Annotated in this window: 23 protein-coding genes; 10 read left to right on the forward strand and 13 right to left on the reverse strand. The window is 68.9% G+C overall.

Going from position 1 to position 24,287, the window contains the following annotated elements:
- Positions 1-447, reverse strand: a 447-nt coding sequence (locus AC5Y5V_RS22585; protein WP_499940148.1) for an Hsp20/alpha crystallin family protein, incomplete at its 3' end; no start/stop codon positions are given.
- A gap of 139 nt (positions 448-586) precedes the next feature.
- Here AC5Y5V_RS22585 and AC5Y5V_RS22590 point away from each other — a divergent pair.
- Together AC5Y5V_RS22590 and AC5Y5V_RS22595 are read left to right on the forward strand one after the other, a co-directional pair.
- A complete protein-coding gene (locus tag AC5Y5V_RS22590; RefSeq protein WP_499940149.1) occupies positions 587-967 on the forward strand; it encodes a MerR family transcriptional regulator in 381 nt (126 codons plus the stop codon).
- A 10-nt stretch (positions 968-977) separates the two neighbouring features.
- Positions 978-1,355, forward strand: coding sequence for a nuclear transport factor 2 family protein (locus AC5Y5V_RS22595; protein ID WP_499940150.1), 378 nt, complete (start codon positions 978-980; stop codon positions 1,353-1,355).
- Positions 1,356-1,367: 12 nt separating this feature from the next.
- Here AC5Y5V_RS22595 and AC5Y5V_RS22600 read toward each other — a convergent pair whose 3' ends face one another.
- Positions 1,368-2,774 (reverse strand): flavin monoamine oxidase family protein, encoded by a 1,407-nt coding sequence (locus AC5Y5V_RS22600; RefSeq protein ID WP_499940151.1) that lies wholly within the window; start codon positions 2,772-2,774, stop codon positions 1,368-1,370.
- Between the two features lie 136 nt (positions 2,775-2,910).
- On the opposite strand from AC5Y5V_RS22600, the gene AC5Y5V_RS22605 reads away from it, so the two are divergent.
- Positions 2,911-3,882: an alpha/beta fold hydrolase gene (locus AC5Y5V_RS22605; protein WP_499940152.1), complete on the forward strand. Its 972-nt coding sequence runs from the start codon at positions 2,911-2,913 to the stop codon at positions 3,880-3,882.
- Positions 3,883-3,886: 4 nt separating this feature from the next.
- On the opposite strand, the gene AC5Y5V_RS22610 is transcribed toward AC5Y5V_RS22605, so the two are convergent.
- From AC5Y5V_RS22610 to AC5Y5V_RS22620, 3 genes are all read right to left on the reverse strand, one after another.
- Positions 3,887-5,233: a flavin monoamine oxidase family protein gene (locus AC5Y5V_RS22610; RefSeq protein ID WP_499940153.1), complete on the reverse strand. Its 1,347-nt coding sequence runs from the start codon at positions 5,231-5,233 to the stop codon at positions 3,887-3,889.
- A gap of 78 nt (positions 5,234-5,311) precedes the next feature.
- Complete coding sequence (locus tag AC5Y5V_RS22615; RefSeq protein WP_499940154.1) at positions 5,312-6,427, reverse strand: Rv3169 family protein; 1,116 nt, start codon at positions 6,425-6,427, stop codon at positions 5,312-5,314.
- Positions 6,427-7,542 carry a phosphotransferase family protein gene (locus AC5Y5V_RS22620; protein WP_499940155.1) on the reverse strand — a complete coding sequence of 372 codons (1,116 nt, stop codon included), beginning with the start codon at positions 7,540-7,542 and terminating at the stop codon, positions 6,427-6,429. Before AC5Y5V_RS22620 ends, AC5Y5V_RS22615 begins: the two co-directional genes overlap by 1 nt.
- Positions 7,543-7,623: 81 nt before the next feature.
- Here AC5Y5V_RS22620 and AC5Y5V_RS22625 point away from each other — a divergent pair, with 81 nt between their 5' ends.
- From AC5Y5V_RS22625 to AC5Y5V_RS22655, 7 genes are all read left to right on the forward strand, one after another.
- The gene (locus tag AC5Y5V_RS22625) at positions 7,624-8,226 is read left to right on the forward strand and encodes a TetR/AcrR family transcriptional regulator (protein ID WP_499940156.1); all 603 of its coding nucleotides are present in this window, start codon (positions 7,624-7,626) and stop codon (positions 8,224-8,226) included.
- Positions 8,223-9,092: an SDR family NAD(P)-dependent oxidoreductase gene (locus AC5Y5V_RS22630; protein ID WP_499940157.1), complete on the forward strand. Its 870-nt coding sequence runs from the start codon at positions 8,223-8,225 to the stop codon at positions 9,090-9,092. Before AC5Y5V_RS22625 ends, AC5Y5V_RS22630 begins: the two co-directional genes overlap by 4 nt.
- A gap of 163 nt (positions 9,093-9,255) precedes the next feature.
- Positions 9,256-10,236 (forward strand): DUF4129 domain-containing protein, encoded by a 981-nt coding sequence (locus tag AC5Y5V_RS22635; RefSeq protein ID WP_499940158.1) that lies wholly within the window; start codon positions 9,256-9,258, stop codon positions 10,234-10,236.
- A complete protein-coding gene (locus AC5Y5V_RS22640; protein WP_499940159.1) occupies positions 10,233-10,715 on the forward strand; it encodes a hypothetical protein in 483 nt (160 codons plus the stop codon). The genes AC5Y5V_RS22635 and AC5Y5V_RS22640 overlap by 4 nt, the downstream gene beginning before the upstream one ends.
- Positions 10,712-11,680 carry an AAA family ATPase gene (locus AC5Y5V_RS22645; RefSeq protein WP_499940160.1) on the forward strand — a complete coding sequence of 323 codons (969 nt, stop codon included), beginning with the start codon at positions 10,712-10,714 and terminating at the stop codon, positions 11,678-11,680. Before AC5Y5V_RS22640 ends, AC5Y5V_RS22645 begins: the two co-directional genes overlap by 4 nt.
- Positions 11,677-12,927, forward strand: coding sequence for a DUF58 domain-containing protein (locus AC5Y5V_RS22650; RefSeq protein WP_499940161.1), 1,251 nt, complete (start codon positions 11,677-11,679; stop codon positions 12,925-12,927). Before AC5Y5V_RS22645 ends, AC5Y5V_RS22650 begins: the two co-directional genes overlap by 4 nt.
- An 8-nt stretch (positions 12,928-12,935) precedes the next feature.
- Positions 12,936-13,385: a hypothetical protein gene (locus AC5Y5V_RS22655; protein ID WP_499940162.1), complete on the forward strand. Its 450-nt coding sequence runs from the start codon at positions 12,936-12,938 to the stop codon at positions 13,383-13,385.
- Positions 13,386-13,868: 483 nt separating this feature from the next.
- Here the strand turns inward: AC5Y5V_RS22655 and nuoN are convergent, their stop codons facing one another.
- The 8 genes from nuoN to AC5Y5V_RS22695 are packed head-to-tail and all read right to left on the reverse strand — an operon-like array spanning position 13,869 to position 24,287.
- The gene (nuoN, locus tag AC5Y5V_RS22660) at positions 13,869-15,455 is read right to left on the reverse strand and encodes an NADH-quinone oxidoreductase subunit NuoN (RefSeq protein WP_499940163.1); all 1,587 of its coding nucleotides are present in this window, start codon (positions 15,453-15,455) and stop codon (positions 13,869-13,871) included.
- Positions 15,452-17,032 carry an NADH-quinone oxidoreductase subunit M gene (locus tag AC5Y5V_RS22665; RefSeq protein ID WP_499940164.1) on the reverse strand — a complete coding sequence of 527 codons (1,581 nt, stop codon included), beginning with the start codon at positions 17,030-17,032 and terminating at the stop codon, positions 15,452-15,454. Before AC5Y5V_RS22665 ends, nuoN begins: the two co-directional genes overlap by 4 nt.
- Complete coding sequence (gene nuoL / locus AC5Y5V_RS22670) at positions 17,029-18,918, reverse strand: NADH-quinone oxidoreductase subunit L (RefSeq protein WP_499940165.1); 1,890 nt, start codon at positions 18,916-18,918, stop codon at positions 17,029-17,031. Before nuoL ends, AC5Y5V_RS22665 begins: the two co-directional genes overlap by 4 nt.
- A 10-nt stretch (positions 18,919-18,928) precedes the next feature.
- On the reverse strand, positions 18,929-19,228 hold the full coding sequence (gene nuoK / locus AC5Y5V_RS22675) for an NADH-quinone oxidoreductase subunit NuoK (RefSeq protein WP_007168303.1): 300 nt from the start codon (positions 19,226-19,228) through the stop codon (positions 18,929-18,931).
- Positions 19,225-20,028 carry an NADH-quinone oxidoreductase subunit J gene (locus AC5Y5V_RS22680; protein WP_499940166.1) on the reverse strand — a complete coding sequence of 268 codons (804 nt, stop codon included), beginning with the start codon at positions 20,026-20,028 and terminating at the stop codon, positions 19,225-19,227. Before AC5Y5V_RS22680 ends, nuoK begins: the two co-directional genes overlap by 4 nt.
- Positions 20,025-20,570, reverse strand: a complete 546-nt coding sequence (nuoI, locus tag AC5Y5V_RS22685) for an NADH-quinone oxidoreductase subunit NuoI (RefSeq protein ID WP_499940167.1) — start codon at positions 20,568-20,570, stop codon at positions 20,025-20,027. The genes AC5Y5V_RS22680 and nuoI overlap by 4 nt, the downstream gene beginning before the upstream one ends.
- Positions 20,563-21,837 (reverse strand): NADH-quinone oxidoreductase subunit NuoH, encoded by a 1,275-nt coding sequence (nuoH, locus tag AC5Y5V_RS22690; RefSeq protein ID WP_499940168.1) that lies wholly within the window; start codon positions 21,835-21,837, stop codon positions 20,563-20,565. Before nuoH ends, nuoI begins: the two co-directional genes overlap by 8 nt.
- Entirely contained in the window at positions 21,834-24,287 is a 2,454-nt protein-coding gene (locus AC5Y5V_RS22695; protein ID WP_499940169.1) for an NADH-quinone oxidoreductase subunit G, read from the reverse strand. The genes nuoH and AC5Y5V_RS22695 overlap by 4 nt, the downstream gene beginning before the upstream one ends.

Raw genomic sequence — 24,287 nt, forward strand, 5'->3', positions numbered from 1 at the left:
GGCGTCCACGACTTCCCGCCTCGGAGCGTTGCCGTCGATCGCCTCGTGGTCGCTCCCGCGTCCGACGAAGATCTTGCGCGGCTTGGCCCTTTCGGCCACCGGAATGGTCAAGGTCAAGACGCCCTCCTTGTAGGAGGCCTGGATTCGCTCGGTGTCGAGGTTGTCGCCAAGCACCAACTGGCGGCTGAACACTCCGCGAGGCCGTTCGGTGGCCAGCATTTCCCGGTCGGGGTCGACGCCCGGTCGCTCGGCGCGAACGGTCACCACGTTGCGCTCGATGTCGATGTCCAGCGAGTCGGATTTGATGCCGGGCAAATCGAACTCGACGACGAACTTTTCGCCTTCGCGCCAAGCGTCCATCGGCATCACGGCTGGGCGGGCGGCCGTCCCCAGCACTTGCTGGGCGAAACGGTCCAGGTCACGGAACGGGTCGGTACGCATCAGCATCGCGGTCACCTCTCACTCCAATCTGCTGCCTAGTGGTAGGAATTACCTATGTCAAACGACATAGATTTCATATACCACTATCGCAAGTTCTCCGCAAGTATGATAAACAGGTTTTCTGTAGTAACCGAGGAGGCTTCCGGTGACCGATCGTTTCGAGACGCGCGACGGACCCGCGTCCGACCGCGGGGTCTACGGCATCTCGGTGGCCGCCGAGCTTTCCGGCATCCCGGTTCAGTCGTTGCGCCTGTACGAGCGGCACGGACTGCTGGCGCCCGCGCGAAGTGAGGGCGGTACCCGGCGCTACAGCGCCGACGACTTGGCCAGGCTGCAGCGCATCAGCGCGCTGATCGACGCCGGAATCAACCTTGCGGGCATTGCGCGCATCCTCGAGCTGGAAGATGACAACGCCGATTTGCGGTCCTCCAACCGCACGCTGCGGGACGCGGCGAAAAGCGATTGGTCCAAGTCTCGTCCCGGAACGGCCTCCGCAGCAGCGTCAGATCGAAGCGGCAGTCGCTAGCATCAAACGGATGTCGGTTGCGCTGCTACGCGAGATGTTCGAGCGGATGGTCGTCGCCAAGAATGCGGACCTGGCCGAGCGCTATTACCACCCGGAATTCGTGATGTATTCCGACGGGTTGTCGCAGAACTTCACCGAGTTTCACCAGAGCCACCGCGAAATCTATTCCACCCCAATTAGTTACGCGATCGATTACGACGAACAGGCGTGGGTGGAGACGACGGAGAAGGTGGCCGGCCGGGTGTGGATCACCACGTCGCGTCCGGGTGAGCAGCCCACTCGCATCGAGGTCGTGCTGATCGCCGCGTTCCGCGACGGCCGCATCCACCGGGTGTGGGAGACGACCTGGCCCAGTTGGCGCAACGTCGCCGCGCTGGAAGAGTATTGATACCAGCGGATTTCAGTGATTCAGTCGCTGCATCAGTTGTTTGGCGGCGTATCGGCCGCTGAGCACCGCCCCGTGCACCGTCGCGGGATTGTCGGTGCCGACGGCCTCGCCCGCCAGGTACAGCCGGTCGCTGATCGGCTCCTGCAGGCGGCGGCGCTCGGCCAGGCCGGAGCCGGGCGCGTGGAACGAATAGGTGCCGCGGGCATAGGGATCGGTGCTCCAGCTCGATGTCCGGACCTCCTGCAGGGAGACGTCGTCGCCGAACAGTTGGCGCGCAATCGGCAGCGCGCCGGCCATCAGGTCCGTCGGCGCGGACGACTCCACCGACCGCCCGCGCTCACCGGCGTTGAACGCCAACGCGATCGGCCCCGCGGAGGCCGGCAGGGTGAACCATTGCGCCCACATGCCCGGCTCCGGGCCGATGAATTGGTAGAACGCGTTCTCCGCGGTCCAGCTGCGCCGGTTGAAGCGGAAGTAGCTTTTGGACAGCACCCCGAATCCCAGCGCGCTGACGGCGCGCGCGTGCCCGTCCGGCAGAGCCGGATCGAAGCTGATCGCACCGGACTTCAGGACGCCGAGGGGAACCGTCACGATCGCGGCCGGGCCCTCGAACGACTGGTTTCCGGCCTGCACCACAACCGAGTTGTCGCGCCGAGTTATCGCGGTCACCGGCGTGTTCAGGACGATCGGCAAGCCGTCCGCGAGCAGCCTCGGCAGGGCGTCGTAGCCGCTGGGGATGATGGACTGGTCACCCCCGGTGTATCTGCCCTCGTCGAACGTGGTCGCCGAGAGCTGGTCGGCGTCGGCGGCGTAATCGTCGGAAATCTCGGTCGTGAGGTAGAACGCCAGCTGCGCCCGCTCGTTGCGGGAGAGGTCCTGGTTTTTCACCGCGGTGTCGACGGCGCTGCCCAGGCTGCCGCCGTCGACCTGGTCGCGGGCGCGGGCCACGAACCTGCGCCAGGCCGTTTCGTGGTACTCCATCGGCTGCAGGCGGGGGTCGACCGCGAGTTTCGCCCACTCGTAGTAGTTCGTCGGCACCGTCTGGACCTGGGCTTTGCGCGCCAGTTCCACGAGCGGATTGCCCGTCGTGCCATGGATCCAGGATGCGCCCATCTCCAGGGGCACGCCCCAGTCGCGGGCGGTGTGCACCCGGCCGCCGATGCGGTCGCGGGCCTCGATCAACCGCACCGGCCGGCCCGCGTCGGCGAGGCTGCGCGCGGCCGCCAGGCCCGCCATCCCGGCGCCGACGACCAGGATGGAGGTGGTGTCCTTCGGTGCCGGGGGCGCAGGGGGCCCTGGAGCCGCCGGACGGGCCGGGTGATCCTGGTGGTCCGACGACGACGTGCAGGCGGTCGCGAACCCGACGCCGAGCAGGCTCGCCGCGGCGGTCAGCAAATCCCGACGCGAAAGCGGGGACACGCCTGTCATGTTGCACGCCCGTGCTCAAATCTGCCCCGTATCTTTGCCGATTCTCAGAGTTCGTTATTGATTTGGGGTTAAACTCGCGAACATCCGGAGGACAGGCAACGGGGCCGTGTTCAAGGGGGGAGCGGCGATGAGTGCTCGGCAACCGACCAGGGTCGGCAATCGAACCCGGCTACCCGACGCAATGCCACCCAGCCGCACTTTGGCCGTGCGCGCGGCGGACGGCACCCGGCTGCACACCGAGGTGTTCGGGCCGCAGCACGGCTACCCGATCGTGTTGACGCACGGCATCACCTGCGCGATCCGTGCGTGGGCGTACCAGATCGCCGACCTGTCCAGCGACTACCGCGTGATCGCGTTCGACCATCGCGGACACGGCCGAAGCGGCGTCCCCAAGCGAGGCGGCTACAGCCTCGAACACCTTGCGTCCGACCTGGATTCGGTGCTGGAGGCGACCGTGGCGCCGCACGAGCGGGCGCTGCTGGCCGGCCACTCGATGGGCGGCATCGCCATCGCCGCGTGGTCGGAACGCTACCGGGACAAGGTCCGCCAACGCGCCGACGCCGTCGCGCTGATCAACACCACCACCGGCGACCTGTTGCGCAAGGTGAGGTTCCTGTCGGTGCCGCGGGAGCTGTCCCCGGCCCGGGTGGTCGCGGGGCGCGGTCTGGTCGGCGTCTTCGGCGGGTTCCCGCTCCCGGGCGTGGTCCGCCTGCCCAGCCGCTATTTGGTGGCGATGCTGGCCGTCGCGTCGGACGCGGATCCGAGCGCGGCGCGGCTGGTCTACGAATTGTTCGCGCAGACTCCGTCCGCCGGCCGCGGCGGGTGCGCCAGGATGCTCGTCGAGTCGCTGGGCCAGCGGCACCTCAGCCTGGACGGCCTGACGGTGCCCACGCTGGTCATCGGCAGCGAGGGTGACCGGCTGACCCCGATCAGCCAGGCCCGAAAGATCGCCCGGACCGCGCCGAACGTCGTCGGCCTGGTCGAATTGCCCGGCGGGCACTGCTCAATGCTGGAACAACATCACGAGGTCAACCGCCAACTGCGGGCGCTGGCCGACTCGGTGGGCCGACACCCCCGCGTCCGTCGGATCAGTTCTTAGCAATTCACAGCCTCGCGGTGACCTCGGCGGCGGCCCGTTGGCCGGACCTGACGGCGCCGTCGAGGTACCCGGTCCATTCCTCGGCGGTCTCGGTGCCCGCCCAGTGAATAGGCCCGACCGGCTCGCGCAACCACTGGCCGTACCGGGTCCACGACCTCGGCGGCACCGCTGCCGTCGGCCCGCCGGGCGCGAATTCCTCTGCGCCCCAACGATGATCGACGTAGTCGAGGGGCTTGAGCGCGTCGTCTCCGAACAGTGATGCAAAGCAGCGCAGCGCGTCGCGACGGCGCTGCTCGGTGGGCAGCGAGTCGAACGCGCGGGCGTCGGCGAAGCCCATCAGGATGCCGGGCCCGTCGGCGTGTGGGCTGACGTCGAAGGTGATGAACACCGGCCCCTTGTCGGACAGCGCCTGACCGGAGAAGCCGTTGGTACGCCAGAACGGCGTGGGGTAGGCCGCGTAGGCCTTGCTGAGCCGGCCCTGCGGCCAATTGCGGGCGAGTTCTCCGTACTCGGTGGGCAGCGGGGGAGTGAACTCGATGGACGCGCGGTGGGCCGGCGGCACGGCGACGATGACGAATCCCGCTTCGGCCTGGCCCCTGTCCGAGGTGACCGTGACGCCGGAACCGTGCCGGTCGATCCGTCGGACCGGGGCGTCGAGCACCACGGCGGCGCCGAGGTCTTCGGCCGCCGCCTCGGCGATCTGCTGTGTGCCGCCGGGAAACCGGTCCTGCTGGGCACCGTTTTCGACGTCGAGTAGCCGGTCCAGCCCGCCCGCGGCGCGCGCGTACCGGGCGGCCTGCAGCATCGACACGTCTTCGGGCTCGCACCCCCACGTCACCCGGGACATGATCGTCATCAGGTCGTGGGACGATGCGCTGGCGCGCATCGAGTGCAGCCACCCCGCCAGCGAAAGCTCGTCCAGCCGCCCGGCCCGGCGCGCGTCCCAGGGAGCCTCGATCGGGACGGCCCTCGAGATCCGTTCGAATTGCCAACGCAACCGCCCGATGTCGAGCAGCCCGACGAGCGACAGACGGGGGACGGTGCCGCGGTAGGTGCGTGCCCAGCCGCGCCAATGGATGACGTTCTTGCCGTCGTGGTGGGTGGGGATGGTCGTGACCTGCAGTTCGTCCGCCAGCGCCAGCACGGCGTCCTGTGTCGGGCCGACGAAAGAGGCGCCCATGTCCACGGGCAGGCCGGCGACGCTGCCGGTGAAGGAGCGTCCGCCCACCCTGTCGCGGCCCTCGAGGACCAGCACGTCGTGGCCCTGCCTTTTCAGCTCGCGGGCCGCGACCAGTCCGGCAAATCCGGCGCCCACCACGACCACGTCGACCATCCAGGGCGGGTCTGTCACGCCCCTAATCTCGCATCGAATGGGGGGTATGTCACGTTTTTTCCCGACGCACGTGTATTAATCGCGCATCCGGCGCGATCAGGGGGCCACCGTCAGCCAGTCGGCAAATCCCGACGGGTCGTGGCGGCCCAGGGCGCCGTGCTCATAGAGGCCCCAGCCCTCGACCGGATCGGCGTCGCCGTCGCGGCACACCGCGCGGCCCACGTGGTCGATGACGCCGAAGCCGGACCGCGCCACAATCGCGGGGTCGGTCATGTCGTAGGTCAGCCGCTCGACGAACTTCTCGCCCTTCCACATGCCGTGCAGCCAGTCCGAGTCGCCGCCGTAGCCGCCGCCGACGTGGATCGGCACCGGCAGTTTGGACTCCACGTCGAAGTGCACCGGCCTGCCGTCGGGGGCGGTCGCGTCGATGGTCGCCCCGGTGGGGATGCGGGTGCCGGAGCGGTAGTGGATCTTGACCCGCGGCCAGCCCAGCTGCTCGACGCGGCCGTCGCGCCAGACCCGGGTGCAGTCGTTGAGCGAGCGGAACCCGTTGGGCTCCTCCTGGATGATCAGCACGATCGCGAAGTCGTCGAACGCGATCGGCACGTACAGCCACCACATGCCCTCGAACGGCGGGTCGGCGGGCCGGCCCGCCGGTTCGGGCTCGCCGATCGGCCGGATGCCCCAGGACCGGTCGCGGCTGCCGATCCAGGTCGCGGGGTCGACGGGTATCTGTTCGCCGTCGATGACGATCCGCCCGCTCCAGCTGCCGAGTTGCGCGAAGCGCTGCGCGTCGAGCGTCACCCGGTTGCCCGACCGCATCAGGTGCGGCTGCTCCTGGACCACGTCGAACAGCCCTTCCCAGGTGAGATCGGCCGCGATGCCCTCGGTTTCGTCGAGCACGATGCGCACCTTGCGCAGCGGTTCGACGACCTCGACGCGGTAGCCGTTGACGTTCTGGTTGAGCCGGTCCTGGTCGATGGCGTCCGAAAGATGCACCGCCGTCTGGGTATCGCCGCGCCGGACCAGAAAGTACGCGTCCTTCACGCCCAGGTTGGGGTAGTACCCGATGCCGGTGATCACGAAGATGTCGCCGGTGCGGTCGTGGGCGTTGAAGTACGAACGGTCGTAGAAGTTGCGGTCCGACGACCCCGGCCAGGCGATCGGCTGGGGTACCTGATGCACCGGGTACTCGTCGAGCGGTCCTAACATTACTGGTCCTCTCCGATCAGACGCTTCATCAAAGCGGCGTGGTAGAACAACGATTCGACATCCTCGGGCTTGTCCACTTCGCCGAAATGCACCCGTCGCGCACCGGTGCGCATGAACACGCACGCCCACATGACGCCGGCGTACACGTAGAACCAGCGCAGGTCGCCGACGTCGACGCCGGTGAGCCGCCGGTAGGTGGCGCAGACGTCCTCCTCCCGCAGTACCTCCGGTAATCCCGGCAATCCGGCGAGCCCGGTCAGCTCTTGAAAGACGTTGTGAGCGTAGATCATCCAGGCGACATCGAGTTCGCGGGGGCCCAGTGTCACCATCTCCCAGTCCAGCACGGCGACCGGCGTAAAGTCGCGATATAAGACGTTGCCCACCCGCGCGTCGCCCCACACCAGCACCGGCTCGCGGGCGTCGGCCGCCTGGGGCCAGTTGTCTTGCAGCCATTGCAGACTGCGTTCCACCAGCGGTGAAGGACCGATGTCGGGCACCGCGAATTCGTACCAGGACCGCACCCAGCTGAAGTGGCGGCGCAGCGCGGTGTCACCGGTCAGGTCCTCGGTGAGGAAGCCAAAGGTGTTCTCCGGGTTCGGAATCGAGTGCAGCTTGGCGAGCACACCCACCGAGTTGTCCTGCAGCTTGCGCTGCTGTTCGACTGGAGCATCGGCAAACCAGTTGCCGCCGAACGTGTATGGCATGACGTCGGGCGGCACCACGCCGTCGACGTAGTCCATCAGGAAGAACGGCGCACCCAGCACCTCGCCGGTGTTCTCGATCCAGCGCACGTTGGGGACCGGGACGTCGGTCAACTCGGCGACCCGCCGGATGACTTCGAATTGGTGGTCGAGCCGATACGACGGGAAGACCGGAACGTCGGCGGTGGTGGGCGCGACGCGGGCCACCAGCTTCTGCTCGACCGGTCGGCCATCCTCCTCCCAGCGTGCGGTCAGGATGATGGTCTCCGAGGACATGCCCGTGGAGTCGATGCCGCTCTCCACCGTGACGTCGGGGACGCTGGGAAGTACTGTTGACAGCCAGTCGGACATCAATTTCGGGACGGTGCTGGTGTCACGGCTCGAGCGCTGCATGTGGCCGACGTCTTCAACCATCTCCAACCATCTTTCTAAGGCCCCTTGCATTCGCCACAGATGCTTCCTTCACGGGATAATTACGATACGGTAGGTAGCGTTATGAAAGCAGACACGTCCCCCCTTGACAAGGCCCCCGGCGCCGGGCGGCCTCGTGATCCGCGAATCGACTCGGCCATCCTGACCGCGACCTCGGAGCTGCTGGTGCAGATCGGCTATTCGAACCTGAGCCTGGCCGCCGTCGCCGAACGCGCCGGGACCACGAAGTCCGCGCTGTACCGTCGCTGGTCGAGCAAGGCCGAGCTGGTGCACGAGGCCGCGTTCCCGGTCGCGCCCTCCGCACTGGTGGCTCCGGCGGGCGACATCGCCGCGGACATCCGGACCATGATCGAGGCCACCCGCGACGTGTTCACCACCCCGGTGGTGCGTGCCGCGCTGCCCGGCCTGGTGGCGGACATGACGGCCGACGCCGAGCTCAACGCCCGGGTGATGTCCCGGTTCGCCGGCCTGTTCACCGCAGTGCGGGTGCGGCTGCGCGAAGCCGTCGAGCGTGGCGAGGCGCACCCCGATGTGGACCCGGACCGGCTGATCGAGTTGATTGGGGGAGCGACGATGCTGCGGATGCTGCTGCGGCCCTACGAAAAGCTCGACGAGGAGTGGGTGGAGCAGACCACCGCGATCCTGGTGCACGGGGTGACGCAGTGAACGAGCGTCTTGCGGGCAGGACCGCGATCGTCACCGGCGGCAGCCGCGGCCTGGGCCGCGCGATCGCACTGGCCCTGGCCGCCGAGGGCGCGGCGGTTGCCGTCGTCGGGCGCACCGAACAGGTGTGGGACGACCGGTTGCCCGGCACGATCGGCGAGACCGTCGCCGACATCGAAGCGGCCGGCGGGCGCGCGGTGGCCGTGCGGGCCGACCTCACCGATCGCGACGACATCGCCGGGCTGGTCGATGCGGCCCGAGATGCGCTGGGCGCCATCACGATTCTGGTCAACAACGCAGCGTTCACGGCGCCCGGCCGGCCCCCGGCGGTCGGTGCCGAACCGCGGGCCAAGCCCGCCAAGCCGTCGGGCGCCAAACCGGGCTGGCCGGGATTTGTCAGCACGCCGCTGTCCGCCTACCGGCGGCATTTCGACATCGGGTTGTTCGCCACCTACGAGCTGATGCAGCTCGTCTGCCCGGACATGATCGCCGCCGGCGGGGGGTCGATCATCAACATCACCTCGGTGGCGTCGCGGCTACCGGGCGACGGGCCCTACCCCGACCGCAGCGCCGGGGTGCTGCCCGGCTACGGCGGATCCAAGGCGGCGCTAGAGCATCTGACCCAGTGCGCGGCGTTCGATCTCGCCGAGCATGAGATCGCGGTCAACGCGCTGTCGCCGTCGAAACCAATCATGACGCCCGGCCTGTCCTACTACGCCCGCGAGTTCGACGACACCGCCTCGGCCGACGAATTCGCGCGGGCCGCAGTGGAACTCGCGCTCGTCGAACCCGGCAAAGTCACCGGCCGCACCATCGGTCACCACCAGGTCCTGGACGGCACGTTCCGGCCGTTCACGCTGACCCGCTGACGGTCCCCACGCCTGTTCATCGAGCCTGCGCTGAGGGCGTCGGTTTTGCCGACGACCACACCGTCGATGCAGGCTCGACGCCGCCAGCGCAGACTCGACATCCCAGCCCGGCTGCGCGGTAGTTCTGGCGGCGTGGACCGCCGACGTGCCACTATGGGGCCAAATGCGTGGTATTGACAAGCCGACAGGGCGCGTTGTCGCCCTGCTGGTGCTGGTGCTCCTGGTCGCAGCCGCCCTGCGCGGATACGTTCCGGCCCACGACCGTTCGGCGCGCTCGGCGCTGATCGGCAATGGCCCCGCGATGGTGATCGTCGTTGCGGCGCTAAGCGTGACGGTGGCGCTGGTGGCGATGGCGGTGATCGCGCGGTTGCGGGATCCGCAGGCGGTGGCGCCGCACACGGGTGAATTGTCCGAAATGGTCGGCAGCGGCCGGGGTCGGCCGAATTGGCGGGTGTTGCTGATCGGGCTGGCGATGGTGCTCGCCTGGGCGCTGATCCTGATCCTGCTGGCCCGGTTGTTCGCGCCGCACGGCGTGGGTTCGCCCGTGTCGACGGCGGATCCGACGGCGCCGACGGCGGACGGCACGCCGGCACCGTCGGCGCCGCCGTCGGGCCCCAGGCCTGACCCGGCGAACGGTTCGGGCGACATGCTCAAGTTCCTTATCGCCGTCACCGTGCCGTTGCTCGTCCTCATCGTCGTCGGCGCGGTCGTCATGTCGCGGCGGCGGCGACGCGCGACCGCTTTGGCCCCGGCCGTCGACGACGCCGGCGACTACGGCGAAGCACCGGCCGCCCCGCCGGGTTCGGAATCGTTGGCGCGGGCGGCCGAACTCGGGCTCGCCGAGATGACGGACCTCAGCCGCGAACCGCGGGAGGCGATCATCGCCTGCTACGCGGCGATGGAGCGTGAGCTCGCGCGCGTCCCGGATGCGGTCCCGCAGGAGTTCGACACCGCGACCGAGGTGCTGGCCCGCGCCGTCGAGCACCATGCGTTGCACGTCGACAACGCCGCGCAGCTGGTCAACCTATTCGCCGAGGCGCGGTTCAGCCCGCACGTGATGAACGAGGGCCACCGCGAGGATGCGGCGCGGGTGTTGCGACTGGTCCTCGAAGAACTCGCCGCGGGCACCCGGAGCGGCACATGAAAAGACTCATCGCCCTGGGCGTCTCCCTGATCGTCACGATCGAGCTGCTGGCGCTGATTCTGCAGGACCGCCGGTTCGTGCTGGTCGGGGCGGGTATCGCGGTGGCGCTGGTGCTGCTCAACATCCGCCGGTTGGTGGGGCGCCAGGGCGCACCCGATGGCGACGCGAACCCGGACGATCTGGGGGACGGGCTGCGCCGCTGGCTGGCCACCACCGAGACGACGATCCGGTGGTCGGAGTCCACCCGCTCGGACTGGGACCGGCACCTGCGTCCCATGCTCGCGCGGCGCTTCGAGATCGCGACCGGCCACGGGCTGGCCAAGGACCCGACGGCGTTCCACGCCACCGGCCGAATGCTTTTCGGCGCCGAGTTGTGGGAATGGGTCAACCCGAACAACGTCACCGGTACCCGTGACCGCACTCCGGGGCCCGGCCGTGCGACGCTTGAGGAGATTCTGCACAGGTTGGAGCAGGTATGACTGGTGGGGCCGTGATGCCGGCCGGCACGACCACCGCGCATTGCGAGGCGGTGCTCGACGAAATCGAACGCGTCGTGGTCGGCAAACGCGGCGCGCTCACGCTGATCCTCACCGCGGTCCTGGCGCGCGGCCACGTACTCATCGAGGATCTGCCCGGCCTCGGCAAGACGCTGATCGCCCGCTCCTTCGCCGCCGCGCTCGGGCTGCGGTTCACCCGGGTGCAGTTCACGCCGGATCTGCTGCCCGCCGACCTGCTCGGGTCCACCATCTACGACATGCAGTCGGGCCGGTTCGACTTCCGCGCCGGACCAATCTTCACCAACCTGCTGCTCGCCGACGAGATCAACCGCACCCCGCCCAAGACGCAGGCGGCGCTGCTGGAGGCGATGGCCGAGGGACAGGTCAGCATCGACGGCGAAACCCACAAGCTGCCAATGCCGTTCATTGTTTTGGCCACCGACAACCCGATCGAGTACGAGGGCACCTATCCGTTGCCGGAGGCGCAGCTGGACCGGTTCGCCATCCGGCTGGAACTGCGCTACCTCTCGGAGAGCGACGAGACCGCGATGCTGCGCCGTCGCCTGGACCGCGGATCGGCCGAGGCGACCGTGAACCAGGTGGTGGACGCCCACGACTTGCTTGCCATGCGCGAATCGGTCGAGCAGGTGACCGTGCACGAGGACGTGCTGCACTATGTCGTGTCGCTGGCCACCGCGACCCGCCACCACCCGCAGGTCGCGGTGGGTGCCAGCCCCCGGGCGGAACTGGACCTGGTGCAGCTCGCCCGCGCCCGCGCCCTGCTGTTGGGCCGCGACTACGTGATCCCCGAGGACGTCAAGGCGCTGGCCACGGCGGCCGTCGCGCACCGGATCACGCTGCGTCCCGAGATGTGGGTGCGAAAAATCCAGGGCGCCGACGTCGTCGAGGAACTGTTGCGGCGCCTGCCCGTGCCGCGGACGAAATGATCAACAGCGAAGAAGTCGAGTTACGCTGGCGCGCTTCGCCATTGACGTTGGCGGTGGCCACCTGCGCCGGGTTTGCCTTGGCCGCCGCGGTAATCGGCGGGTGCTGGCAGCTGATCGCGTTCGCCGCGCCCCTGCTCGGTGTGCTGTGCTCGATTAGCTGGCAACGCCCGGTGCCGACGATCCGCGTGCACGGGGACCCCGACTCGCAGCGGCTGTTCGAAACCGAGCAGGCCACGCTGACCGTCTGGGCAACCGAGGAGGCGGGTTCACCGTCGTCGGCTCAACTCACGGTGTCGGGTCTGGCGGGGATGCAGCTCGAGGTCACCGAATCGGACACCCGGCCGGGCAAATCCATTGCGGCGGTGGCGCAACGCTGGGGCCGCTACCCGATCAGGGTGCGGGTGGACACGCTCGCGCGCGGCGGGCTGCTGACGGGGACGGGGTCCGTCGACGCCGCCCACCTGATCGTGTTTCCGTTGACGCCCCCGCAGTCGACGGCGATCCCACAGACCGAGCTGCTCGACCGGCTGGGTGCCCACCTCACCCGGCACGTCGGCCCGGGCGTCGAGTACGCCGACATCCGGCCGTATGTGCCCGGTGACCAACTGCGCGCCGTCAACTGGCCGGTCAGCGCCCGCCGCGGCCGGCTGCACGTCACGCAGCGGCTGACCGATCGCGCAGCCGACGTGGTGGTGCTGATCGACACGTATCAGCAGCCGCCGGGCCCGGCCACCGAGGCCACCGAGCGAATCGTGCGCGGGGCCGCGCAGGTGGTGCAGACGGCGTTGCGCAACGGCGACCGCACCGGGATCGTCGCGCTCGGCGGCAACCGTCCGCGGTGGCTCGGCGCCGACATCGGGCAGCGTCAGTTCTACCGGATCCTCGACACCGTGCTCGACGCCGCCGACCGCTTCGAAACCACGACGGGCACGCTGGCGCCGCGCGCCGCCGTCCCTACCGGGGCGATCATCATCGCGTTCTCCACGCTGCTGGACACCGAATTCGCGCTGGCGTTGATCGATCTGCGCAAGCGCGGCCACGTCGTGCTGGCCGTCGACGTGCTGGACAGCTCGCCCTTCGAGGGCGAGCAGGATCCGCTGGTCCTTCGGATGTGGGGCCTGCAGCGGTCCTCGATGTACCGCGACATGGCCACCGTGGGGGTCGACGTGGTGGCCTGGCACGGCGACGAGCCGCTGGACCAGTCGATGGCGGCGCTGCCCGACCGCCGACGCAGGCTCCGCAGGTAGGCCCCGAGATGTCGAGCACCGCACAGCCGGCGGCCCGCGCCCTGGCGTTGGTGTTCGGGCTGCTGATGGTGGAATTGGCGGCGCTCGGCTCCCACGGGCCTGCCGTCGGCGCGGCGTTGGCGGCGGTGGTCGCGGTGGGTGTAGGCGTGGTGTCTCGCCCGGCCGCGACGCTTGCCGTGCTGTTGACGGTGTGCACCGTCGCGCTGTCCGATTCGTCGCAGCTACTGTCCGCGCTGTCCGGACTCAGCGCCGCGGCGTACCTGCTGTGCCGGCATGCGGTCGGCGCGCCCGTCGGCGCCGTGCTGGGCAGTTGGCCGACAGCCGTCGGCGCCGTGGGTTTTACCGTCGCCGGGCTGGTTGCGACGCTGTTCCCGCTGCAGTTGGCGTGGCTGCCGCTGGTCGCGCCGCTGGCGGTGCTGGCGATCTACGTGCTGGCTACCCGCCCGTTCGTCGGTTAGTTGCGCGGGGCGGGTTGTTGACCTCTCGGCGAGTGGGGCCTACGCCGAGCCGCGACACTCAAACGTCTGCGACGACACGGTTTTTCGCAGTGAGTTCACTGTCGGCGGAGCTGGCGCTCGTCGTCCCCGGTCCTGTCGTCGAAAGTGAAGCCACTGGGAGGATCCGGCGGTTTTTTCGCAGTGAGTTCACTGTCGGCGGAGCTGACGCCCCTGACCGTACTGCTCGCGGTAGTACACGGCGAAACGGCCCATGTGCCCGAATCCCCAGCGGCGGGCGATGATGCCGACGGTGGACGTGACGTAGACGGCGCCGGCGATGTCGGATAGCGAGATGTCGCGGTGGGCGTGGTCGTCGATGTAGGCCGGGCTTCCGCCTCAGGGGATGACGGCATACGAGGTATTCCCTCGTGAAATTGTCGCCTTCATCATCCACGATGTGCGTGACGAGGTCACGCCTCGCGCGGCGCCGGGCGGACCCGCGACTCAGTTGACCAGCTGGGCGGCCTGGTTGGCCAAGTCCAGCAGGGGCTGCGGGAAGATGCCCAAAACCACGGTGACAACGGCACATATGGCGATGGCGGCCTTGCTCAGAATGCCCGGCTCGAACACCTGCGGCGTGTCGGCGGTCGGTTCGGTGAAGAACATCGACACGATCACCCGCACGTAGAAGTACGCGGCGACCCCGCTGGAGATCACACCGATGACCACCAGCGGCACGGCGCCACCCTCGGCGGCAGCCTTGAACACCGCGAACTTGCTGACGAATCCGCTGGTCAGCGGGATGCCGGCGAAGGCGAGCAGAAACATGGAGAGCATCACGCCGACGATCGGGGAGCGCTGCCCGAGCCCGGCCCAGTGGGACAGGGCGGCGTCCTCGACACCGTCGGCGTTGCGGACCAGGCCGATGATCGCGAACGCGCCCACGGTGCTGAAGCTGTAGGCCACCAGGTAGAACAGCGTCGCCGAGAGCCCCGCCGGGTTGTCGGCGATCACGCCCGTGAGGATGAAACCGACATGGGCGACCGACGAATAGGCCAGCATCCGCTTGACGTCGGTCTGGTTCACCGCGGTGACGGTGGCCACCGTCATGGTCAGGATCGCGACCGCCCACAGGACCGGCCGCCACTCGTGATGCAGCGGGGGCAGGGCGACGTAGACCACCCGCAGCAGCGCGCCGAACGCCGCGGTCTTGGTGGCCGCCGCCATGAACCCGGTGATCGGGGTTGGCGCGCCCTGGTAGACGTCGGGAATCCAGGAGTGGAACGGCACCGCACCGACCTTGAACAGCAGGCCGACCGAAATCAGCGCGACGCCGACCAGCGCCATCGACGTGTCCCCGTGCGCGCCAAGCGCCTTGCGGATGAGCGGCAGCGTCAGGGTGCCCGTCGCGCCGTACAGCAGCGCCACGCCGTAAAGGAAGAAGGCCGACGAGAACGCGCCGAGCAGGAAGTACTTCATCGCGGCTTCCTGCGACAGCAGGCGGCGGTGCCGGGCCAGCCCGCACATCAGGTACAGCGGCAGCGAGAGTACTTCCAGCGCAACGAACATCGTCAACAGGTCGTTGGACGCCGGGAAGACCATCATGCCGCCGACGGACAACATCGCCAGCGGGAACAGCTCCGTCTGGGCCGCTCCGGCGCGCTCTGCCTCGCGTTCGGTCTCGCTGCCGGGGACCGCGGACGCCTGCGGGGTGAAGGAGTCCAGTCCGCCTGAATGCCCGGCCGCCACAGCTACTTTGACTTGGGCGCTTGCGCGGGCGTTGCGCTCGGCCATGAAGATCACGGCCAGCACCGCGACGAGCACCACGGTGCCCTGCAGGAACAGGGCGGGCCGGTCCACGGCCACCGCGCCCAGCACGGCGCTGCGCCCGGAGGCTTCCAGCGACCGGGCCACCGCGACGATGGCGACGAACGCCGCGATCAGACCGCCCAGGGCCAGCGTCACCTGGGCGGGGTAGCGGCCCCGGCGCGGCACGAAGGCCTCCACGAGCACGCCGAGGACCGCAACGCCGAAGACGATGAGCATCGGCGACAGCAGGAAGTACTCGACGCTGGGGGTGGGAAGGGTCATCGGTGCGGTCCTTCGGCAGTGCGGGGTGCGGCCTGACCCGGTTGCACGCGTGGCGCGGGATCGTGCTGGCCGATGGTGGTCATGGTGTTCTCGACCGCGGGGTTGATGATGTCCAGAACCGGTTTGGGATACACCCCGAGCACCAGCAGTATCGCGATCAGCGGCACCACGACGGCCATCTCGCGGCCCACCAGATCACGGATCTTGTCGTTGCCCGCGGCGACCGGCCCGGTCATGACGCGCTGGTAGAGCCACAGCATGTAGATGGCGGCCAGCACCAGCGCGGTGACACCGAACGCCGCCGCCAGCCAGTACCGGTTGAAAGTGCCCAGCAGCACCAGGAATTCGCTGATGAACGGCGCCAGGCCGGGCAGCGAGAGAGTGGCCATGCAGGAGACGAGGAAGGTGCCGGCCAGGATCGGGGCCACCTTCTGCACGCCGCCGTAGTCGGCGATCATGCGGCTGCCGCGCCGGGACACTAGGAAGCCGGCGATCAGGAACACCGCCGCGGTGGAGATGCCGTGGTTGAGCATGTACAGCGTCGAGCCGCTCTGCCCCTGGGTGGTCATCACGAAGATGCCGGCGATGATGAACCCGAAGTGCGAGATCGAGGTGTAGGCGATCAACCGCATCATGTCGGTCTGGCCGATCGCCACGATCGCGCCGTAGATCACCCCGATGATGGCCAGCGTGACGATGATCGGGCGGAAGTACGTCGAGGCGTCGGGGAACAGCTGCAGGCAGTAGCGCAGCATGCCGAACGTGCCGACCTTGTCCATCACCGCGGTGATCAGCACCGCGGTCGCCGGGGTGGATTCCACCGCGGCATCGGGCAGCCAGCGGTGGAACGGCCACAGCGGGGCCTTGATGGCGAACGCGAACATGAAGCCCAGGAAGATCGCCTTGATCACCGCCGGGTCCGCGCGGTAGTAGCCCATGTGGAAGCCGAGCACGATCTGGCGGAAGTCGAACGTCCCGGCGCCGTGCTGCGAGGTGACCACGTACAGCCCGATCACCGCCGCCAGCATGATGAGCCCGCCGAACAGGTTGTACAGCAGGAACTTCACCGCGGCGCGGGACCGGCCGGAGCCTTGGCCGAAGCCGCCGATGAGGAAGTACATCGGGACGAGCATGGCCTCGAAGAACACGTAGAACAGCAACACGTCCAGCGAGACGACCGAGATCAGCACCATCGATTCGATGGCCAGCGTCAGCGCGAAGTAGGCGTGCGCGCCGCGGGGGTTGCGTTCGCCCCCGTCGTTCCAGCCGGCGATCAGCAGCAACGGGACCAGCACGGCGGTCAGGATCACCAGCACCACCGCGATGCCGTCGACGCCCAGCGTGTAGCCCGCGCCGAACGCCGGTATCCAGTCGTGGGATTCCTTGAACCCGTAGCCGTCGGGGTCGGGCTCGAACCCGACGGTCACCACGATCGCCACCGCCAGCGTGAGGCCGCTGACGACCAGCCCGGTCCATCGGGCAAGTTCCCGCCACGCCGGCGGGAGCACGATGACCAGCAGGGAACCGGCCAGCGGTAGCAGCCACAGCAGGCTCAGCCAGGGGATGTTCGGGCTCACCACAGTTGCACCGCCAACAGCACCGCGATCACCAGGGCCGCACCGGCCAGCATCGACAGCGCATAGTTGCGGGCAAAGCCGGTTTGCAGGCCGCGCAGCCAGTTCGAGGTCTTGCTGACCAGCGCGGCCAGCGCGTTGACCGAGCCGTCCACACCGGCGTTGTCGACCCTGACCAGCGCGTTGGTCAGCTGCCCACCTGGGCGCATGAACACCTCCTCGTTGAAGGCATCGCCGTAGGCGTCGTTGCGGGCGGCCGTCGTGAGTACCGAGACCCGCGCCGGGGCCACCCTGGTGATCTCCGCGCTGCCGCCGTACATCCGGTAGGCCACCGCGATTCCGACGGCGACGACGCCCAGCGCCAGCCCGGTGCTGGCCCACTCCGGCAGCGCGTGGCCGCCCTCTTCGTGCACGCCGACGACCGGTTCGAGCCAGTGCTGCAGGGCACCGCCCCACTTGAACAGGAAGCCGGAGAACACCGAGCCGAAGGCCAGCAGGATCATCGGCCACAGCATGAGCTGGGGCGCCTCGTGCGGATGCTGCCCCGGGGCCCAGCGCTTCTGGCCGAAGAAGGTCATCAGCATCACGCGGGTCATGTAGAACGCGGTGATGCCTGCGCCCACCAGCGCGGCGCCGCCCAGCAGGTAGCCGCGGGTGTCGCCGGTGCTGAGCGCGGCCTCGATGATCGCGTCCTTGGAGAAGAAGCCCGCGAACGGGGGCACGCCGATGATCGCCAGATAGCCGAGCCCGAACGTGACGAACGTGACCGGCAGCGCGGCGCGCAGCCCGCCGTAGCGGCGCATGTCCTGCTCTTCGTGCATCGCGTGGATCACCGCGCCGGAGCCGAGGAACAGGCCGGCCTTGAAGAAGCCGTGGGTGAGCAGGTGCATGATCGCGAAGGCGTAGCCGGCGGGGCCCAGGCCGGCGGCCAGCACCATGTAGCCGATCTGGCTCATCGTGGACGCCGCCAGCGCGCGTTTGATGTCGTCCTTGGCGCAGCCGATGAACGCCCCGAGCAGCAGCGTGGCGACGCCGACGACGACCACCGCCAGCTGCGCGTCGGGCGCCAGGTTGTACAGCGGGTTGGACCGCACGATCAGGTAGACGCCCGCGGTGACCATGGTCGCCGCGTGGATCAGCGCCGACACCGGGGTGGGGCCCTCCATCGCGTCACCCAGCCAGGCCTGCAGCGGCACCTGAGCGGACTTGGCGCACGCGCCCAGCAGCAGCAACAGCCCCATCGCGGTCAGCGCCCCGCGGCTGGCGTTCGGCGCACCGGCGAACACGTCGGCGTAGGACAGCGTGCCGAAGGTGCTGAACATCAGGAACATGCCCAGCGCGAGGCCGGCATCGCCGACCCGGTTCATCACGAACGCCTTCTTGGCCGCCGTGGCCGCGGTGGGCTTGTGGTACCAGAAGCCGATCAGCAGGTATGACGCCAGGCCGACGCCCTCCCAGCCGACGTAGAGCAGCACGTAGTTGTCCGCCACCACCAGCAGCAGCATCGAGGCCAGGAACAGGTTGAGGTAGCCGAAAAAGCGGCGCCGATCCGCGTCATCTGCCATGTAGGCGACCGAATAGATGTGGATCAGCGAGCCCACGCCCGAGATCAGCAGCACGAAACACATTGACAGCTGGTCGATCTGCAGCCCGAAGTCGACCTGCAGCTGGTCGACGGGGATCCAGGTGAACACCTTCTGGTGGATCAGGCGGTGTTCACCGTCGCGGCCCAGCATCTCGGCGAGCAGGGTCACGCCCACGCCGAAAGCCGATAGGGCCGCGAGGCAGCCCAGCCAGTGGCCCCAGGCGTCGGTGCGCCTGCCGCCGAACAGCAGGATCGCGGCACCCGCCAGTGGCAGCGCCACAAGCAGCCAGGTGTAGTCAGTCATGTGGCGTTTCTCAGCCTTTGAGTAGATTCGCGTCGTCGACGGACGCCGATTTACGGGCACGGAAAATCGTCATGATGATCGCCAGGCCGACGACGACCTCGCAGGCGGCCACCACCATGGTGAAGAACGCGATCATCTGACCGTCCAGGTGCCCGTGCATCCGGGCGAAGGTGACGAACGCCAGGTTGACGGCGTTGAGCATGAGCTCGACGCACATGAACATCACGATGGCGTTGCGCCGCAACAGCACACCGGATGCCCCGATGGTGAACAGCAGCGCCGAAAGGTAGAGGTAGTTGGCCGGGTTCACGACGCACCGCCCTGGATGGGTTGGGGGACCGGTTCGGAGTCTCCGGAGCCGAGCTCGGGCAGCTCCGCGCCGTCGGCGCCGCGGCGCCGCAGAATCTTGGATACCGACAGATCCGAGTAGGAACCGTCGGGAAGCAGCGCCGCCACGTCGACCGCATTCTGGCGTGCGTACACACCGGGGTTCGGCAGCGGGGTGGGGCGCCCGCCGGGACGGAACCGCTCCTGGGACAGCTCCCGCTGGGTCTTGCGGCGCTCGAAGCGTTCGCGGTGGGCCAGGATCATCGCGCCCACGGCGGCGGTGATCAGCAGCGCGCTGGTCAACTCGAACGCCCACAGGTAGCGCGAGAAGATCAGCGCCGCCAGGCCTTCCACGTTGCCGTAGGCGTTGGCGGTGGACATGCCGACGAAACCGCCGGTGGCGACGTTGCCGATGGCGGCCATCAGCAGGATGCCGAACCCGACGCCGGTGACGACGGCGGCGACCCGCTGCCCGCGCAGCGTCTCCTTCAGCGATTCCGCGGAGTCCACGCCGATCAGCATCAACACGAACAGGAACAGCATCATCACCGCGCCGGTGTAGACGACGACCTGGACGACGCCCAGGAACAGCGCGTCCTGGATCATGTAGAACACGGCCAGGATGATCATCGTCATCGCCAGGAACATCGCCGAATACACGGCGTTGACGGCCAGCACGACGCCGATGGCGCCGATCACCGCGGCCGCACCCAGGATCCAGAACGTCACCGCCTCACCGGTGGAGGTCCGGACGATGGTTTCCGTCGCGAGCGTCGTGATCACCGGGGTTCCCCGGTGTTCGGGCTTTCGCGCAGGCCTTCGGCGGTCACGTTGCCCTGGTAGTAGTCCTTGTCGGTGGCGCCCTCGGCCCGGGGATGCGGCGGCTGGGTCATCTCCGGCTTCAGCGGGGCCAGCAGCCGGTCCTTCTCGTAGATCAGGTCGGCCCGGTTGTCGTCGGCCAGCTCGTAGTCGTTGGTCATGGTCAACGCCCGCGTCGGGCAGGCCTCGATGCACAGGCCGCAGCCGATGCAGCGCAGATAGTTGATCTGGTAGACCCGGCCGTAGCGCTCGCCGGGCGAGAACCGCTGTTCGTCGGTGTTGTCGGCGCCCTCGACGTAGATGGCGTCGGCCGGGCAGGCCCAGGCGCATAGCTCGCAGCCGATGCACTTCTCCAGGCCGTCGGCGTACCGGTTGAGCTGGTGGCGGCCGTGGTAGCGCGGCGCGACCGGGCCCGGCTTCTCCGGATACTCCTCGGTGATGGTCTTCTTGAACATCGACCCGAACGTCACGCCGAAGCCGGCGACCGGGTCAAGGAATTTAGGCACGCGCTGTCTCCTTGGTTGCGTCGGCGCCGGTCCGTTCCCCCGGCATCGGCGGGGTCGGGAATGCCGGTGCGCTGGTGATGCTTTCGGTGCCCTGCGGGGCCGCATTGCGCTGCTTGCGTTCCGCTCGCGCCCGGGCCCGGACGCTGGGCGCGCTGAACGGCCTGCGCAGCGTCGCCACCAGCACCACGGCGACGACGAGGCTGCTGACTACCAGCACCACCGTCCAGTGCTGGTAGCCCTCGTTGCGCAGCGTGCGGACCACCGCCGCGATCAGGATCCACACCAGCGAGGCCGGGATCAGCAGCTTCCAGCCCAGCGCCATGAACTGGTCGTAGCGGAACCGGGGCAGGCTGGCGCGCAGCCACATGTAGATGAACAGGAACGTCCACATCTTGGCGGTGAACCACAGCACCGGCCACCAGCCGGTGTTGGCGCCGGGCCACATGTCGATCGGCCAGGGCGCATGCCAGCCGCCGAAGAACATGACCGTGGCGAGCGAGGACACCGTCATCATGTTGACGTACTCGGCCAGCATGAACATCGCGAATTTCAGCGACGAGTACTCGGTGTGGAACCCGGCGACCAGCTCGCCCTCGGCCTCGGGCAGGTCGAACGGGGCGCGGTTGGTTTCACCCACCATCGAGATGAGATAGATGATGCACGACGGCAGCAGCAGGAAGACGTACCAGACGCGGTCCTGCGCCGCGACGATCTTCGAGGTCGACATGCTGCCGGCGAACAGGAACACCGCCGCGAACGACAGCCCCATCGCCACCTCGTAGGAGATCACCTGCGCGGTCGAGCGCACCCCGCCCAGCAGCGGGTAGGTGGAGCCCGACGCCCAACCGCCCAGCACGATGCCGTACACGCCGATTGCCGACAGCCCCAGGATGAACAGCACCGCGACCGGCAGGTCGGTGAGCTGCAGCGGGGTCCGGTGGCCGAACACCGACACCTCCGGGCCGAACGGGATGAAGGCGAAGGCGGTGAACGCGGGGATCGTCGCGATGACCGGCGCCGCCATGTACACGAACCAGTCGACGCCGCGCGGCGTGATGCTCTCCTTGAGCGCCAGCTTGATCCCGTCGGCCAGGCTCTGCAGGGCGCCCCACGGGCCCACCCGGTTGGGGCCGGGCCGCAGCTGCATCCAGCCCAGGATCTTGCGCTCGAACAGGATCGCCAGCAGCACGTTCAGCATCAGGAACACGAAGATGGCCAGCGCTTTGGCCACCACCAACCACCAGGGGTCGTGTCCGAAGGAGCTCATGAGCCGTTCACCCCGATCCGCACGATGCCGCCGATGGTCACGCCGAGCTGCCGGTGCACCGCCGAGCCCGGCGAGTTCAGCGGCAGCCACACCGTCCGGTCCGGCATGTCGGTGACGGTCAGCGGCAGCGTGATCGAGCCGCGCTCGGTGCTGACCGTGACGTCCTCGCCGTCGGCGGCGCCGATCTCGGCGGCGGTAGCGGCGGACAGGCGCACGACGGGCGTGCGCGCGGTGCCGGCCAGATACGGCTCGCCGTCCTGCAGGCGGCCGGCGTCGAGCAGTTGCCGCCAGCCGGTCAACACCGCCTCACCGGAGCCGGGTTGGGCCGGCTCGGGGGCGTCGACCTGCGGGCCGGCGGCGTGCTTGCCGTCCCAGGTGCCCAGCGCGGAGAGTTCTTCGCGGGCCGTCTCGATGGTCGCCATGCCCAGGTAGACGCCCATTTCGTCGGCGAGCGCGTCGAGCACCCGGTGATCGGACTGGGCGGCCCCGCGGGTGGTGCCCTGCAGGGCGGGGCCGAAGCCGCGGTAGCGGCCCTCCCAGTTGACGAACGCGCCGGCCTTCTGCGTCGTCGGCGCGACCGGGAACACCACGTCGGCGCGGTCGGTGACCTCGCTGTGCCGCAGTTCCAGGCTGACCACGAAACCCGCGGCGTCCAGCGCGGCCAGCACCGCGTCGGGATCGGCGAAGTCGGCGGGCTCGATGCCGCCGACCAGCAGCGCGCCCACGCTGCCGTCGGCGGCGGCGGCCAGGATGCCGTCGGCGTCGCGTCCGGGCTCGGCGGGCAGTTCGGAGACGTGCCAGGCCTCGGCGACCTGCGCGCGGGCGATCTCGTCGGCCAGGGGACGGCCGCCGGGCAGCAGCGCGGGCAGCGCGCCGGCCTCCAGCGCACCCCGTTCGCCGGCGCGCCGCGGCACCCACGCCAGCCGCGCCCCGGTGGCGTCGGCCAGCCGCGCGGCGGCGGACAACCCGCCGGGCACGGTGGCCAGGCGCTCACCGACCATGATCACGGCCCCGGATGTCGACAGCAGATCACCGATGTGGCCGGTGGCCAGCCCGTCCAGCGCCGCGGGCTCGGCACCCGGAGCGGTCTGCAGCAACTTGCCGAACATCTTCCGCAGCGAACGGGTCTCGAAGGGCGCGACCGAGTACACCGGCACGTTGTGCTTGCGGGCCGCCTTGCGCAGCCGCAGGAACACCGCCGGCGCCTCTTCCTCGGGCTCGAGCCCGACCAGCAGCACCACCGGCGCCGATTCCAGGTCGGTGTAGCTCACCGTGATCGGCCGGCCGGCGACGCGGGCCGCCAGGAACTGCGCCTCCTCGTCCGAATGTGGGCGGGCGCGGAAGTCGATGTCGTTGGTGTCCAACACGATCCGGGCGAACTTGGCGTAGGCGTAGGCGTCTTCCCAAGTCACCCGGCCGCCGACGAGCACACCCGCGCGGCCGCGCGCCGCCTCGAGCCCCTGGGTCGCGGTGACGATCGCGTGCGACCACGACGCGGGCTGCAGCGCGCCGTCGGCGTCGCGGATCAGGGGGGTGGTGATGACGTCGGACAGGGTGGCGTACTTGAACGCCCACCGGCCCTTGTCGCAGTTCCATTCCTCGTTGACTTCCGGGTCGTCGCCGGCCAGCCGACGCAGCACCTTGCCGCGGCGGTGGTCGGTGCGCTCGGCGCAGCCGCCCGCGCAGTGCTCGCACACGCTGGGGCTGGAGACCAGGTCGAACGGCCGGGCGCGGAATCGGTAGGAGGTTCCGGTGAGCGCGCCCACCGGGCAGATCTGCACGGTGTTGCCGGAGAAGTAGGAGTCGAACGGCTCGTTGGCGTAGATGCCGACCTGCTGCAGGGCGCCGCGCTCCTGCATGTCGATGAACGGGTCGCCGGCGATCTGATCCGAGAACCGCGTGCACCGCGCGCACAGGATGCAGCGCTCGCGGTCCAGCAGCACCTGCGAGGAGATGTTGATCGGCTTGGCGAACGTGCGCTTGACGTCGGTGAAGCGGGACTCCGCGCGGCCGTTGGACATCGCCTGGTTCTGCAACGGGCATTCGCCGCCCTTGTCGCACATCGGGCAGTCCAGCGGATGGTTGATCAGCAGCAGTTCCATCACGCCGTGCTGGGCCTTGTCGGCGGCCTCCGAGGTGAGCTGGGTGCGCACCACCATGTCGTCGGTGCAGACGGTGGTGCACGACGCCAGCGGCTTGCGCTGACCCTCGACCTCGACCAGGCACTGTCGGCACGCGCCGACCGGGTCGAGCAGCGGGTGGTCGCAGAACCGCGGCACCTGGATGCCCATCAGCTCGGCCGCGCGGATCACCAGAGTGCCCTTGGGAACTCTGATTTCGGCGTCATCGATGGTCAGCGTCACCATGCCCGGCGGCTGCACGTCCTCGGGCTGCGTGCCAGTCTTGGGGTTGCCGGCTTCGGGCTTGGCGGCGCCAGAAGTGGTTGTCAT

It is taken from the genome of Mycobacterium sp. NGS68, from assembly GCF_059812195.1.

Excerpts from the sequence above, each read along its gene's own strand:
- AC5Y5V_RS22605 (WP_499940152.1), top strand. The coding sequence starts at position 2,911 with ATGAGTGCTCGGCAACCGACCAGGGTCGGCAATCGAACCCGGCTACCC.
- AC5Y5V_RS22650 (WP_499940161.1), top strand. The coding sequence starts at position 11,677 with ATGATCAACAGCGAAGAAGTCGAGTTACGCTGGCGCGCTTCGCCATTG.
- AC5Y5V_RS22695 (WP_499940169.1), bottom strand. The coding sequence starts at position 24,287 with ATGACAACCACTTCTGGCGCCGCCAAGCCCGAAGCCGGCAACCCCAAG.
- AC5Y5V_RS22615 (WP_499940154.1), bottom strand. The coding sequence starts at position 6,427 with ATGTTAGGACCGCTCGACGAGTACCCGGTGCATCAGGTACCCCAGCCG.
- AC5Y5V_RS22620 (WP_499940155.1), bottom strand. The coding sequence starts at position 7,542 with ATGGTTGAAGACGTCGGCCACATGCAGCGCTCGAGCCGTGACACCAGC.
- AC5Y5V_RS22625 (WP_499940156.1), top strand. The coding sequence starts at position 7,624 with ATGAAAGCAGACACGTCCCCCCTTGACAAGGCCCCCGGCGCCGGGCGG.
- AC5Y5V_RS22640 (WP_499940159.1), top strand. The coding sequence starts at position 10,233 with ATGAAAAGACTCATCGCCCTGGGCGTCTCCCTGATCGTCACGATCGAG.
- AC5Y5V_RS22655 (WP_499940162.1), top strand. The coding sequence starts at position 12,936 with ATGTCGAGCACCGCACAGCCGGCGGCCCGCGCCCTGGCGTTGGTGTTC.
- AC5Y5V_RS22635 (WP_499940158.1), top strand. The coding sequence starts at position 9,256 with ATGCGTGGTATTGACAAGCCGACAGGGCGCGTTGTCGCCCTGCTGGTG.
- AC5Y5V_RS22595 (WP_499940150.1), top strand. The coding sequence starts at position 978 with ATGTCGGTTGCGCTGCTACGCGAGATGTTCGAGCGGATGGTCGTCGCC.
- nuoH (WP_499940168.1), bottom strand. The coding sequence starts at position 21,837 with ATGAGCTCCTTCGGACACGACCCCTGGTGGTTGGTGGTGGCCAAAGCG.
- nuoN (WP_499940163.1), bottom strand. The coding sequence starts at position 15,455 with ATGACCCTTCCCACCCCCAGCGTCGAGTACTTCCTGCTGTCGCCGATG.
- nuoL (WP_499940165.1), bottom strand. The coding sequence starts at position 18,918 with ATGACTGACTACACCTGGCTGCTTGTGGCGCTGCCACTGGCGGGTGCC.
- AC5Y5V_RS22645 (WP_499940160.1), top strand. The coding sequence starts at position 10,712 with ATGACTGGTGGGGCCGTGATGCCGGCCGGCACGACCACCGCGCATTGC.